This window comes from Micromonospora sp. URMC 103, from assembly GCF_051386435.1.
In the GTDB taxonomy this organism is placed as follows: Bacteria; Actinomycetota; Actinomycetes; order Mycobacteriales; family Micromonosporaceae; genus Micromonospora.
Genome location: NZ_JBPQTR010000006.1, coordinates 763,363 through 775,753 on the forward strand (window position 1 = coordinate 763,363; position 12,391 = coordinate 775,753).

At 74.7% G+C, this 12,391-nt stretch carries 14 protein-coding genes; 6 read left to right on the top strand and 8 right to left on the bottom strand.

Annotated elements, in window-relative coordinates; all coding sequences use genetic code 11:
* Positions 1–48: 48 nt before the first annotated feature.
* The 3 genes from ACSNOA_RS29835 (at position 49) to ACSNOA_RS29845 (ending at position 3,159) form a co-directional block, all read left to right on the top strand.
* The gene (locus tag ACSNOA_RS29835) at positions 49–1,008 is read left to right on the top strand and encodes an ECF subfamily RNA polymerase sigma factor, BldN family (protein WP_436663088.1); all 960 of its coding nucleotides are present in this window, start codon (positions 49–51) and stop codon (positions 1,006–1,008) included.
* Positions 1,009–1,291: 283 nt separating this feature from the next.
* Positions 1,292–2,185, top strand: a complete 894-nt coding sequence (locus tag ACSNOA_RS29840) for a DUF5667 domain-containing protein (protein WP_436663419.1) — start codon at positions 1,292–1,294, stop codon at positions 2,183–2,185.
* A gap of 101 nt (positions 2,186–2,286) precedes the next feature.
* The gene (locus ACSNOA_RS29845; RefSeq protein ID WP_436663089.1) at positions 2,287–3,159 is read left to right on the top strand and encodes an HAD family hydrolase; all 873 of its coding nucleotides are present in this window, start codon (positions 2,287–2,289) and stop codon (positions 3,157–3,159) included.
* Positions 3,160–3,198: 39 nt separating this feature from the next.
* Here ACSNOA_RS29845 and ACSNOA_RS29850 read toward each other — a convergent pair whose 3' ends face one another.
* The 8 genes from ACSNOA_RS29850 to ACSNOA_RS29885 all read right to left on the bottom strand — a co-directional run bounded on the left by ACSNOA_RS29850 (position 3,199) and on the right by ACSNOA_RS29885 (position 10,202).
* Complete coding sequence (locus ACSNOA_RS29850) at positions 3,199–4,209, bottom strand: lysophospholipid acyltransferase family protein (protein WP_436663090.1); 1,011 nt, start codon at positions 4,207–4,209, stop codon at positions 3,199–3,201.
* Positions 4,206–5,279 carry an NAD-dependent epimerase/dehydratase family protein gene (locus ACSNOA_RS29855; protein ID WP_436663091.1) on the bottom strand — a complete coding sequence of 358 codons (1,074 nt, stop codon included), beginning with the start codon at positions 5,277–5,279 and terminating at the stop codon, positions 4,206–4,208. Before ACSNOA_RS29855 ends, ACSNOA_RS29850 begins: the two co-directional genes overlap by 4 nt.
* Positions 5,280–5,399: 120 nt before the next feature.
* Entirely contained in the window at positions 5,400–5,501 is a 102-nt protein-coding gene (locus tag ACSNOA_RS29860) for a 30S ribosomal protein bS22 (protein ID WP_007465623.1), read from the bottom strand.
* Between the two features lie 288 nt (positions 5,502–5,789).
* A complete protein-coding gene (locus ACSNOA_RS29865; RefSeq protein WP_007465625.1) occupies positions 5,790–5,999 on the bottom strand; it encodes a helix-turn-helix domain-containing protein in 210 nt (69 codons plus the stop codon).
* 393 nt (positions 6,000–6,392) lie between these two features.
* Positions 6,393–7,679 carry a hypothetical protein gene (locus ACSNOA_RS29870; protein WP_436663092.1) on the bottom strand — a complete coding sequence of 429 codons (1,287 nt, stop codon included), beginning with the start codon at positions 7,677–7,679 and terminating at the stop codon, positions 6,393–6,395.
* A 158-nt stretch (positions 7,680–7,837) separates the two neighbouring features.
* Entirely contained in the window at positions 7,838–8,416 is a 579-nt protein-coding gene (locus tag ACSNOA_RS29875; RefSeq protein WP_436663093.1) for a TetR/AcrR family transcriptional regulator, read from the bottom strand.
* A complete protein-coding gene (locus ACSNOA_RS29880) occupies positions 8,409–9,209 on the bottom strand; it encodes an alpha/beta fold hydrolase (protein WP_436663094.1) in 801 nt (266 codons plus the stop codon). The genes ACSNOA_RS29875 and ACSNOA_RS29880 overlap by 8 nt, the downstream gene beginning before the upstream one ends.
* 72 nt (positions 9,210–9,281) lie before the next feature.
* Complete coding sequence (locus ACSNOA_RS29885) at positions 9,282–10,202, bottom strand: proline dehydrogenase family protein (protein WP_436663095.1); 921 nt, start codon at positions 10,200–10,202, stop codon at positions 9,282–9,284.
* Positions 10,203–10,332: 130 nt separating this feature from the next.
* Here ACSNOA_RS29885 and ACSNOA_RS29890 point away from each other — a divergent pair, with 130 nt between their 5' ends.
* From ACSNOA_RS29890 to ACSNOA_RS29900, 3 genes are read left to right on the top strand one after another with little or no spacing between them, the layout of a single operon-like run.
* Entirely contained in the window at positions 10,333–10,599 is a 267-nt protein-coding gene (locus tag ACSNOA_RS29890; RefSeq protein WP_436663096.1) for a hypothetical protein, read from the top strand.
* A 1-nt stretch (position 10,600) separates the two neighbouring features.
* A complete protein-coding gene (locus ACSNOA_RS29895; protein WP_436663097.1) occupies positions 10,601–11,767 on the top strand; it encodes a glutathionylspermidine synthase family protein in 1,167 nt (388 codons plus the stop codon).
* A 19-nt stretch (positions 11,768–11,786) separates the two neighbouring features.
* Positions 11,787–12,371, top strand: a complete 585-nt coding sequence (locus ACSNOA_RS29900) for a CGNR zinc finger domain-containing protein (protein ID WP_436663098.1) — start codon at positions 11,787–11,789, stop codon at positions 12,369–12,371.
* Positions 12,372–12,391 lie beyond the last annotated feature (20 nt).

The window sequence follows — 12,391 nt, forward strand, 5'->3', positions numbered from 1 at the left end:
GTGTGCCCGTCCGGCGCGGTCGGCGGCTGGTGGGACGGGGGCGACACGATGACCACGTTCGGCTACGCGGACCGGCCGCTCGGCCTGACCGGCCCGACCCCCCGCACCGGCGTCAACGAGCGCTCCGCCGGCGCGCCGGACGACAGCGGCAGCCTCGCCGTGGCGGGCGACGGCACGGCGAAGCGGGTTCGCAACCGGCCGCACCACAACGAGCCCCCGGCACGGCCGGCCGTGCCGGGCGGAAACGCGAAGCCGGCCGGTGGCCGGGTGGCGGCGCCCGCACGCCCCACGATGCCCGCGCAGAGCCGCCGGGTCGACCACTCCCCCGCCGTGAGCGACCCGTCGGCCGGCGAGACGGCCGTGCTGCCCGCCGTGCCGGCGGCCCCGGCCCCCGCCGGCACCGGCAGCGCCACCGGCTACCCGAGCCGCCCCGACCCGTCCGACCCGGCCACCGAGGTCTGGGCGCTCGTCGAGCGCGCGCAGGCCGGGGAGGCCGAGGCGTTCGGGCTGATCTACGACCGGTACGTCGACACGGTCTTCCGCTTCGTCTACTTTCGCGTCGGCAACCGGCAACTGGCCGAGGACCTGACCTCCGACACCTTCCTGCGGGCGCTCAAGCGGATCGGCAGCTTCACGTGGCAGGGCCGCGACCTGGGCGCCTGGCTCGTGACCATCGCCCGCAACCTGGTGGCCGACCACTTCAAGTCCGGCCGGTACCGGCTGGAGGTCACCACCGGCGACGTCCTCGACGCCGACCGCGAAGACCGCGGGCCCGAGGGCAGCCCGGAGGCGGCCGTCGTCGAGCACATCACCAACGTCGCCCTGCTGAGCGCCGTCAAGCAGCTCAACCCGGAGCAGCAGGAGTGCATCGTGCTCCGGTTCCTCCAGGGCTTCTCGGTGGCCGAGACGGCGCGCGCCATGGGCAAGAACGAGGGCGCCATCAAGGCGCTCCAGTACCGCGCGGTGCGGGCCCTGGCGCGGCTCCTGCCCGACGGCTTCCAACCGTAGTCCCGTCGGCGGGACCGACCGAGTCCGACCACGTCCGCGCAGCTCGGCGGCCGTCCCGCAGGGTGATCCTGGTCACTTTCCGTGATTTCGGCCCCGGCGGGCCCGTAACCCGTGCCCGGTCCGTTCCGTTTCTCCGGGTGCGACCGGTGGTTGCCCCGGTATCCCCCCGGGCTCCCGAGGTCGACGGGCGTGCTTTCGCCCGCGACCTCACCTCTGCGGCTTCACGCTGCCGCCGGTCGTCGGCCACCACGGCGGCCGACCGGCCGTGACCAGCGAGAGGGAGGTGCCTGCGGTGGACGACATCCTCTTCTCCCGCCGGCGCGCGGAGCGCTTCGCTCAGCTTCTCGACGAGGCCAACGGCGGCCGACGACACCACGTCCGGTCCCGCGTCGACGACCAGCTCGCACCGCTCGTGGCGGTCGGGCAGCGGCTCGTCGCCGAGCGTCCGACGGTCGAGGTCGACCCGGAGTTCCGCACCGGTCTGCGCGCCATGCTGCTGGCCACCGCCGAGCGCGAGGGGCTGGGCCGGCCGGTTGCCGCCGCGACGGCCGAACCGGCCGGTCAGCGACCCGCCGCCGCGGGCGTCCGCGGTCTGCTGCCCGCGGTCACGGCCCGCCGGGCCCGGGCCCGGGGCGCCATCCTCGTCGGTGTGGCGGCCGGCGCCATCGCCGTCTCGGGCATCTCCGCGGCCAGCGAGAACGCGGTGCCCGGCGACGCGCTGTACGGGATGAAACGCTCCACCGAGCGTGCCCAGCTCGCCCTGGCCAGCTCGGACATCAGCCGTGGCCAGCTCTTCCTCGACTTCGCCCGGACACGGCTCGGCGAGGCCGCCGAACTGCGCGGCGACCACGCCGGGTTCAGCGCGGTGCTCGACGACATGGACGCCGACACCCGCCAGGGCGTACGGCTGCTCACCAGCGCCGCCGTGCAGCGCGCCGACGCGGCCGGCCTGGAGGCGGTCAACACGTTCGTGACCGCGCAGCGGCGCGCGCTGAACGACCTGCTTCCCGGTGCCGCCCGGGCCGACCGGGAGCGCACCCGCGATTCGCTGGCGCTGCTGGACGCCGTCCGCCAGCGTTCCGACGCCCTGCGGGCCGCCATCGGCTGCAACCGTCCCGCGCCCGTGGCCAGCGACACCCTCGGCCCGGCCCCCACGGCCTGCCCCACCGGCCGCTGACCGACCGCAGCACAGTTCACCGCACGGATCCCCGCCCGTCGGCCGCGTCCGGCTACCCTCGCTGGAGGCACACGTCGCGCCGGTCGAGGGAGGGAGGTCGCGTGGCCCGCAGCCGGAAGGTGACGGTCAGCACCGACGTCCACGGTCACACCGCCGGCTGGGCGGAGACCGACCTCGCGCCCGTGCCCGCGGCGCCCGATCCGGCCGCGGCCGCCTTCTTCGACGTGGACAACACGATGATGCAGGGCGCCTCGATCTACTGGTTCGCCCGCGGGCTGGCCGCGCGCGACTACTTCACCACCTCCGACCTCGCCCGGTTCGCATGGCAGCAGCTGCGGTTCCGGCTGCTCGCCCGGGAGCACGCCGGTGACATGTCGCAGGCCAGGGACGCGGCGCTCGCCTTCGTCGAGGGCTGGCGGGTGGACGACGTGGAGCGCCTCGCCGAGGAGATCTTCGACGAGCTGATGGCGCCGCGCATCTGGGCCGGCACCCGGCAGCTCGCCCAGCGTCACCTGGATTCCGGGCAGCGGGTGTGGCTGGTCAGCGCGGCGCCGGTGGAGATCGGCCGGGTCATCGCGTCCCGGCTCGGTCTGACCGGCGCGCTCGGCACGGTCGCCGAGATCGTCGACGGCGCGTACACGGGCCGGCTGGTCGGAGACCTGATGCACGGGCCTGCGAAGGCCGAGGCGGTGGCCCAGCTCGCCGCCGTGGAAGGGCTCGACCTGGGGCGTTGCGCCGCCTACAGCGACTCGGCCAACGACCTGCCGCTGCTCTCGGCCGTCGGCCGGGCGGTCGCCGTGAACCCGGACGGCGCGCTGCTGCGGCGCGCCCGGGAGCACGGCTGGGAGGTCCGCGACTTCCGCACCGGGCGGCGGGCCGCCCGGATCGCCGTGCCGTCCACCGCGGCGGCCGGCCTGGTGGCCGGTGCGGTCAGCGCCGGGCTGGCGCTGCACCGCCGTCGCCGCGCTACCTGACCCCCACCCGCACGCCTCCGCCCGCGAGACGTGCCCGGCTCACGGGCCGAACGGGTCCGGTCGCCGTTCGAGCAGCCGGTGCAGCGTCTGCTGGATGGTCTCCCGCACCTGGTCGGCGAGGTTGAACACGACGAGCGGGTCGTCGGCGGAGTCGGTGAGGTGCGCCGTCGGGATCGGCGGGCAGAACTCGATGAGCCACTTGCTCGGCAGGGGGATCATGCCGAGCGGCCCGAGCCACGGGAACGTCGGCGTGACCGGGAAGTAGGGCAGCTTCAGCAGCCGGGCGAGCGGCTTGATGTCGGCGAGCATCGGGTAGATCTCCTCGCCGCCGACGATCGCCACCGGCACGATCGGGGTGCCCGTGCGCAGCGCGGCCGAGACGAAACCGCCCCGGCCGAAGCGTTGCAGCTTGTAGCGGTCCGAGTAGAGCTTGCCGATGCCCTTGAAGCCCTCGGGGAAGACGCCGACCAGCTCGCCGGCACCGAGCAGGCGCTCGGCGTCCGGGTTGCAGGCCACCGTGCCGCCCGACTTGCGGGCCAGCTCGGAGACGACCGGCATCCGGAACACCAGGTCGGCGCCGAGCAGGCGCAGGAAACGGTGGGCGGGGTGCTGGTCGTGCAGGGCCGCCGAGAGGATCAACGCGTCGAGGGCGACCGTGCCGGAGTGGTTGCCCACGACGAGGCCGGCGCCGTCGGCCGGGACGTGCTCGATGCCGGTCACCTCCGTGCGGAACCAGTCCCGGTAGAGCACCCGCAGCAGCGGGTGGAAGAGGGACTCGGTGAGTTCCGGGTCGAAGCCGAACTCGTCGACCTCGTAGTCACCGGCGAGCCGCCGGCGCAGGAACGCCAGACCGCTCGCCACCCTCCGGTCCCAGGGGTCGCCCGGCCGGTCGGCCACCGCCGGCCCCTCCGGGGCCGAACCGTCGCCGGCGTCGCCGGGGCGTCGGTGCCCGTTGCGCCGCGCCGGCTCCGCGTCCGGCCCGGGCGGGTCCAGCGGTACGTCGAACCGGCCCGCCTCGGCGCCGTCGCGCTCCTGACCCGGCCCGGTCATGTCCGCTCCCGCACGGCGGCCCGCACCTGCCGGATCCCGTCGAGCACCCGCTGCTCCGCCGTGGCGAGCTGGTCCCGCGTCACGACGGCGCCACCGTGGTGGGCACGGATGAAGTCGTCGAAGGCGGCGGCCGTCGAGCGCGGGGTGAAGCCGTACTCCCGCTCGAGGTGGCTTGTGTCGACCACCCGGCCGTGCACGAAGAGGTCGACCTGGTCCAGGCCGTAGCGCCCGAGGCGGAGGGTGCGGGCGAGGGCGGCGGCACCGGAGAGGCCGGGTTCCAGCACGGGCACGGCCACCCGGCCGGCCCGCCGGATCGCCTGCGAGAGGGAGAGCACACCCGGCCCGGCCACGTTGTACGTGCCGGGATGGTCCTCGACGACCGACCGGTGCAGCACCTCGAGGGCGTCGTCGAAGTGCAGGAACTGCAGCCGGGGGTCGCGGCCGAAGACGGTCGGCACCACCGGCTGGGAGAAGTAGCGGGTCAGCGTCGTGTCGGCGGTGGAGCCGATGAAGGGCGCGAAACGCAGCACGGTCGCCGTGACGTCGGGCCGGCGACGGCGGAACCCGCGGACGTACCCCTCGATGTCCAGGATGTCGCGGCCGAACCCGCCGCGCGGCACCTCTCGCGGCTCGGTCTCCTCGGTGAACACGGCCGGGTCGCGGAAGGACGCCCCGTACGCGGCGGTCGACGAACGGACCACGAGCTTGCGCAGCCGGGGCGCCCGCTGGCAGGCGGCGAGCAGCTGCATCGTGCCGATGACGTTCTGGTCCTTCATCGCGGACCGGCCGCCGTGCTGCGGGTCGGGCGCGGTGACCAGCGCGAGGTGCACCACCGCGTCGACGTCGAGGTCGGCGAGGAGGCCGCCCAGCGAACCGCCGTCGATCCGGATCCGCTCCACCCCGCCGAGCAGGTCGGCGAACTCGCCGCCGGACTCCGGCGGGTCGATGCCGATGACCCGCTCGATCCTCGGATCGGCGACCAGGCGGGCCGCCACGTGCGCGCCGAGGTAGCGACCCACCCCGGTCACGACGACGACCCCCGGAGCACCGAGGGTGCCACCGGGGGTCATGTCTCGCACCTACCCCGGCAGGCGGGATCGAGCCGGGACGACCACGGCCTGATCACCTGAGCCTCCGAGGGTCGACAGGTGGCAAGTGAACCGCTGCCGGGCCGAATGCCCGGCGCGGGGTCACTTGCCGAGACGGCGACGCTGGACGCGGGTCTTGCGCAGCAGCTTGCGGTGCTTCTTCTTAGCCATGCGCTTGCGGCGCTTCTTGACCACCGAGCCCATACGACAGCCTTTCGATGCAACATGCGGGGCGGACCGGAGAACACCACGCGGGGTGGTGTCGGCGACCGCTTGCGGACAACGGACCGGACCAGCTCGGGCGGCAGGGCGCACCGGGGTGCGGTCACGGTCGGGGTCCAGGGTAGCGGGAGAGCGTCAGCAGGACCAACGCGCCCCCGTCGATGCGCCGGCCCGAGCTGCCGCGGGCCGACGACCGGGGCGTCACACGGGCGGCCCCGCACGGCGAGCGCCTTCGCGTCTCAGTGGTGGCGTGGCGGCTGGTCCGGTGGCTCAGGCGGTCTCCTGAAAGGCACCCCGGAGATATTCGTGCACCGCGTGCTCGGGCACCCGGAACGACCGGCCGACCCGTACGGCGGTCAGCTCACCGCTGTGCACCAGGCGGTAGACCGTCATCTTCGACACCCGCATGACCGTCGCCACCTCGGCGACGGTCAGGAACTTGACCTCCGACAGTCGACCGTCGGACTGCGACCCGGCCATGGCTCACCCGACCCCATCCCATGCCCGGCGCGTGCCCATGCCGACGGGATGCTCCCGCCCGGACCGGCGACGCGCGTGTTACCAGTACGGTAGCGGGGCCGCTGTGACCGGCGCGATCCCTTCGTACAACTGATCATGATTCGGGCCCGGGTTCACCCGTTCTGAGCTGCCGGTATCCGCCCTCGCGCGCCGTGCGTCCCGTTGCCGGGACCGGCGTCGCGCCGCGGAGGCGCCCGGTGGCTCCGGCGGCGCCACCGGAGCCACCGGACGGGTGCCCCGGGCCGCTTCCGGACGCGGCACCGGGGCTCCGCGCTGGGAGCGGGCACCAGTGTCTCAGGTGTCCCGGACGCGCTCGACGCCGGTGGATCATGAGCCGTCCACCGGCGGTTCCGCTCACGCCACGCGGGCCCGGACATACGCCACGCACTCGTCGTGCAGCGCCGGCCAGGGCTCGCCGAAGACCTGCTCGGCAGCGCGGTCCACCGGCACGCGCTCGTGCACGACGGCCCTGAAGAAGTCGAGCAAACGCGGCTCGCCGAAGCGGTCGACGAGGTGCCGGACGGCCAGGTAGCCGACGCCGTAGCTGCCGGCGACCCGCTCGGCGGACGCGTCGTCGGCGGGAGCGAGCCCGTCCAGCCGCCCGTTCCAGCCGCTCTGGACGAGTCGCCGCACGTCGCCGAGCCCCTCGTAGCGGTCGACCGTCCGGCCGGTGGCGCCCGCGTACTCGGCCAACCCCTCCACCAGCCACCAGGTGGCCGTGCCCGGGTAGCCCCGGTCGGGCAGCGACGCGGCGTGCGTCAGCTCGTGCCGGAGCAACTCGTCGACACCGGCGGCGGCGCCCTCCGAGTTGAGCACCACCTCGTGGTGGCCACCGCCGACGGTGACCGCGTACCCACCGGTCCACTTCGGCCGGCCGCCGCCGTACCAGCGCTTCCACTCGGCCGGCCCGGCGTAGAAGATCCGGTACCGGTCGGGCGGCTCGGCGCCCAGCGCGTACCCGTCGGCCACCTTCGCGGCCGCCTCGGCCTGGGCCAGGAGGCCGGGCAGCTTCGCGCGCAGGGCCGGAGTGGTGGCCACGACGGTACGCGCGCCGGTCGCGACGACCAGCTCGCTGACCTCCCACGGGCGCGTTCCGGTCTCGACGGACTTCGACTCCTCGACGGCGACGAGCCGGGGCTGTCCGCCGTCGTCGCGCCACCGCGTGCCGGCGAGCACCGGGCTCGGCTGGCAGCCGGGCACCACGAAGCAGTACTGGAAGCGCACCAGCAACCGCCACTCGCCGGGACGGCCGGCGGCCTCGGCGGGCAGGCCGGTCACCTCGGCCCGCCAGGTGGTCACCTTCAGCGCGCGCAGCGCCGCGAAGCGGCGACGGAGATCGGCGTGGGCGGCCGGCTCGGCGACGGCGAGGAAGCCGGCCTGGTCGCCGGCCAGCAACGCGGCGGATTGCCGTCGCAGCACGGCCGCTATCCGGTCGGCCAGCTCGCGCCCGGCCCGGGTCGCCGGATCGTCGGCGCCCGAGCCGGCACGGCGCAGCACGGCCGGACCGCCACGTTCGCTGAGCACGCCGGCCACCAGCACGGCGGGCAGGCCACAGGCCAACAGCAGCAGCACGACCACGGTCAGAACCGTCCACAAGGGGCGAAGCCGGCGCGGGCGGGGCTCGTCCAGACCGTCGTTCACCCGGCGAAGGGTACGGCCATGCGCCCGATCCGGCGAGGGCGGCGTCCCGCTCGCGGCGGCCCGCTCACGCCGGGCGGCCGGCGGGACGGAGCGCGGCCACGGTCACCGCCCGCAGGGGCAGCAGCGCGAGCCCGGGCAGCGCCGGCCGAGCCCACCGATCACCGTTCCGGCTTCCGGGGCCAGGACCGGAAGGACGTGTCCATGGCGGTGACGAGCTGCTCGTACGAGCGGTCGACGTCGCGGGGCAGGCCGAAGCCGCCGGCTGCCTCCAGGGAGACGAAGCCGTGCAGCGCGCTGCGCAGCACCCGTGCGGCGTCCACGGCGTCGTCGCCGGTCAGCCCGTAGCCGCGCAGCACCGCGTAGATGGCGCCGACCGCCCGCTCCCCTGCGGCCACGTGCTCCGGGTCGGCCTGGTCCGGCACCCGTTGGGTGGCGGGGTAGCGCCCGGGGTGCCGGCGGGCGTACGCCCGGTAGGCGTCGGCGATGGCGCGCAGCGCGTCGGCCCCTGCCCGTCCCACGCCGGCCGTCGTCAGCTCGGTGGCCAACTCGGCGGTGACCAGCGCGGAGAGCTTCTGCGCGAGCGCGTCGGCGCCCCGGATGTGCTTGTAGAGGCTGGGCAGCGCGACGCCCAACCGACCGGCCAGCGCCGCGAGGGTCAGCTGCTGGTAGCCGACCTCGTCGACCAGCCGCGCGGCCTCGCGCACCACGGCCTGCTCGTTGAGCCCGGCCCTAGGCACCGGTCACCACCGCCAGGAACGCGGTGAGCTGCTCGGCCGTCCGTTCCGGCTGGTCGGCGTGCGGGTAGTGGCCGGATTCGGCGATCATCCGCGCCTCGGCCGTGGCGAACAGCCGCCGCGCGGCCCGGGCCTCGGCGCCGGGATCGGGGAAGTCGGGATCCCGGGCGCCCATCAGCACGAGGACCGGCTGCCGGACCTCGGCCGTCCGCGCGGTCCAGTGCGGCTCGGCCGGGGCCACCACGCCGCGTACCGCCGCCATCCGCCCCGGCTCGCGCAGGTTGGCGACCAGGGCGCGGCGGTGGGCGGCGTCGTCGGTGGGGCGGGTGACGGGAAAGAGGGTCCGGTGGAACCTGCCGAACAGCCGTGGACTGCGCAGCACCACGGCCTGCGCGAGCCGCATGACCGGGTTGGGCTTCGCCCGGTCGACGAACGCGCCGATCTGCACGATCCCGGCGACCAGCTCGGGGGCGTCGGCGGCCGCGAACACCACGGCCGCGGCGCTGGACGAGCTGCCCACCAGGACGGCCGGCGCGCCCCCGAGGGCGCGGACCACGGCCAGCAGGTCGCCGCCGACCTCGGCCGGGGCGTACGTCGGCCAGCCGGCGCTGGACTCGCCGTGGCCCCGCACGTCGACGGCGGCCACCCGGTAGCCGGCCGCCACGAGCAGCGGGACCAGGTGGCGGAAGGAGCCGCGGTTCTCCCCCATGCCGTGCGAGAGGACCACCAGCGGCCCGGCGCCGTGGACCTCGTACGCCACCCGTCCGCCGGGGCGCTCCCCGTAGCTAGCGCTCATAAACAGAAAGCTAATGTCATTAGCCTGAATCGTCAAGCGGAGCCGTCGCGGCGAGCGGGATCGGGACGGCGACTACTTCTTCGAGAGCAGGGCGCGGCCGAAGAAGGCCAGGTTGGCCGGGCGCTCCGCGAGCCGCCGCATGAGGTAGCCGTACCACTGGTCGCCGTACGGGACGTAGGTGCGCAGCGTGTAGCCCTCGCCCACCAGTCGGGCCTGCTCCTCGGGGCGGATGCCGAACAGCATCTGGAACTCGAACCGGTCCGGCGTCCGGTCGAACCAGCGGGCCCGGTCCTCTCCGATGGCGATGAGCCGCGGGTCGTGCGTGGCCAGCATCGGGTAGCCGTCGCCGGACATCAGGATGTTCATGCACCGCACGTACGACTTGTCGACCTCGCGGGCCGACTGGTAGGCCACCGACTCCGGCTCCCGGTAGGCGCCCTTGCACAGCCGCACCCGGGACCCGGCCGTGGCCAGCTCCCGACAGTCCGACTCGGTCCGCCGCAGGTACGCCTGGAGCACCGCCCCGGTCGACGGGTAGTCCTTGCGCAGCCTCGCGAGGATGTCGAGGGTCGAGTCGGTGGTCGTGTGGTCCTCCATGTCGAGGGTGACCGTGGTGCCCGCCGCGTCGGCCGCCGCGCAGATCGCCCGCGCGTTCTCGTACGCGAGCTGCTCGTCGAACAGCTGCCCGAGCGCCGAGAGCTTCACGCTGACCTCGGCCCCCGGGGTGAGTCCGGCCCCGCCGAGCAGCCCCAGCAGCTTCAGGTACTCGTCACGGGTGGCGTTGGCGTGGTCGGGCGTGACGGTGTCCTCACCGAGGAAGTCGAGGGTGACGGCGAGACCGTCGTCGACGAGGGCGCGGGTCGCGCGCAGCGCGTCGTCGGTCCGGGCGCCGGCCACGAACCGGCGGACGACGTCCCGGGTGAACGGGGCCGTCGCGACGAGCCGCTCGACCTGGGATGACCGGGAGGCGGCGAGGATGACGGAACGGAGCATGAGCCGAGCGTAACGCCCGCGCGCGGGCCCGCGCCGAGGGGCGGCCGGCTGGCGCCGGAGGGCGTCCGAGGCACCCCGGACGGCCGGCCGCGGGGCGGCGGCGGTGGCGCGGATCGGCTACAACGATGCCGTGGAACGACACCCCCACCGCCGGCTCCGGTCGGCCTCCGTGCAGCTCGGCGCGCTCACCGCGCTGGCGCTCGCCCTCTCCGGCTGCAACCTCACCTCCGACGACGACGATGACGACTGCGCGCTGGGCCCGACCGGCGGCGGCGACACCGTGGCGCTCGGGATGCGGCTCGCCGACCCGGCCGCCGCGCGGACCACGCCGGAGCCGGCCGCCGCCGTTCCGGACCGTGGCGGGTTCGGCACCCACGTCGCCTCCTGCGGCGGCTGAGGTGCGCCGGGAGCAGGCGACGCCCCGCCCGGGCTGGGACGCCACCGTCCGCGCGCAGGGGCTCGTGTACGTCGACACCGAGCTGCCCGACGGCGGGGTCATGTCGTACTGGGACGAGACGGCCGCGTACGCCTTCGACCTGGACGAGGTGCTGCGGCTGGAGGAGGCCACGGAGGAGCTGCACCGGATGGCGGTGGCCGCCGCCGAGCACGTCGTGGCGCGCCGCAGGTACGCCGAGTTCGGCATCCCGGCGTGGGCGGCCGAGGCCGTGGCCCGGTCGCTGCGTGAGGGGCCGCCGACGCTCTACGGGCGCTTCGACCTCTGGTACGACGGCAGCTGGCCGCCGAAGCTGCTCGAGTACAACGCCGACACCCCGACGGCGCTGGTCGAGGCGGCGATCGTGCAGTGGTACTGGCTGGAGGACGCCCGACCCGACCGCGACCAGTGGAACAGCCTGCACGAGCGCCTCGTCGGCGCCTGGGCGAAGATCGGGGCGGGGCTGCACGACCGGCGGGTGCACGTCGTCTGGTCGAGCGAGGAGGAGTCCGGCGAGGACCACATGACGGCCGGCTACCTGGCCGAGACGGCCCGCCAGGCGGGGCTGGCCGTCGAGCTGCTGCCGATCCAGCAGATCGGCTGGGACGGCCGCCGCTTCGTCGACGCGGCGGACCGGCCGGTCACCACCTGCTTCAAGCTCTACCCCTGGGAGTGGATGCTGGCCGAGCCGTACGGGCGGCCGGCGCTGGACCCGGGCACCCCGACCACCTGGATCGAGCCGGCCTGGAAGCTGCTGCTGTCCAACAAGGCGCTGCTCGCCGTCCTCTGGGAGCTCTACCCGGGGCACGAGTACCTGCTCCCGGCGTACCTCGACGGGCCGCGCGGCATGACCGAGTACGTGGCGAAGCCGCTGCTCGGCCGCGAGGGCGGTTCCGTGCGGATCGTCACTCCCGCCGAGGAGATCACCAGTCCCGGGATCTACGGCGACGAGGGCTGGTGCTACCAGGAGTTCCGCCCGCTGCCCGAATTCGCCGGCAGCCGGATGGTGCTGGGCAGCTGGACGGTCGACGGCGAGTCGGCCGGCGCCGGGATCCGCGAGAGCGCCAGCCTCATCACGGACGGTTACGCGCGGTTCCTGCCGCACTACATCGACGCACCGCGTCCCGACTGAGTCGTCTACCGTTGAGGGCGTGAACTTCGACGCGTACGCCCGGACCGGCGTTGACCTCGTCAACGCCCGTCTGGACGACCTCGACGACCTGCGGGCCCTCTTCCCCGACACCAGCGCCTGGATGCGCGAGGAGGTCGGGGACCGGGACCTCACCATCTTCCGGCGGGCGCAGAAGCGCCTGCGCGACGTCTTCGAGTACGGCACCTCCGGGCGCGACGCCGAGGCGGTGACCGAGCTGAACGCGCTGCTCGAGGCGTACCCGGTGCAGCCACGCATCTCGGGCCACGACTCCAGCGACTGGCACATGCACGTGACCAGCCGGGGCGCCTCGGTGAGCGCGGAATACCTGGCCGGCGCCGTCTGGGGCCTCTCCGTCTGGCTCTGCGAGTACGGCAGTGCCCGGTTCGGCGTCTGCGCCGACGAGCGCTGCGGCAACGTCTACCTGGACACCTCGTCGAACTGCTGCCGGCGGTTCTGCTCTGAGCGGTGCGCCACCCGGTCCCACGTGGCCGCCCACCGGGCCCGTAAGCGCGCCGCCATCGGCGAGCAGGTCCCGGTGGCCGCCCAGCCGGCGGCCGCCGAGTCGCTCACCCCGGCCCTCTGACCCCGCCGCCCCGGCGGCGC

Coding starts and splice junctions, on each gene's coding strand:
- ACSNOA_RS29835 (WP_436663088.1), top strand. CDS start 49: ATGACCACGTTCGGCTACGCGGACCGGCCGCTCGGCCTGACCGGCCCG.
- ACSNOA_RS29850 (WP_436663090.1), bottom strand. CDS start 4,209: ATGACCGGGCCGGGTCAGGAGCGCGACGGCGCCGAGGCGGGCCGGTTC.
- ACSNOA_RS29855 (WP_436663091.1), bottom strand. CDS start 5,279: ATGACCCCCGGTGGCACCCTCGGTGCTCCGGGGGTCGTCGTCGTGACC.
- ACSNOA_RS29860 (WP_007465623.1), bottom strand. CDS start 5,501: ATGGGCTCGGTGGTCAAGAAGCGCCGCAAGCGCATGGCTAAGAAGAAG.
- ACSNOA_RS29865 (WP_007465625.1), bottom strand. CDS start 5,999: ATGGCCGGGTCGCAGTCCGACGGTCGACTGTCGGAGGTCAAGTTCCTG.
- ACSNOA_RS29880 (WP_436663094.1), bottom strand. CDS start 9,209: ATGAGCGCTAGCTACGGGGAGCGCCCCGGCGGACGGGTGGCGTACGAG.
- ACSNOA_RS29885 (WP_436663095.1), bottom strand. CDS start 10,202: ATGCTCCGTTCCGTCATCCTCGCCGCCTCCCGGTCATCCCAGGTCGAG.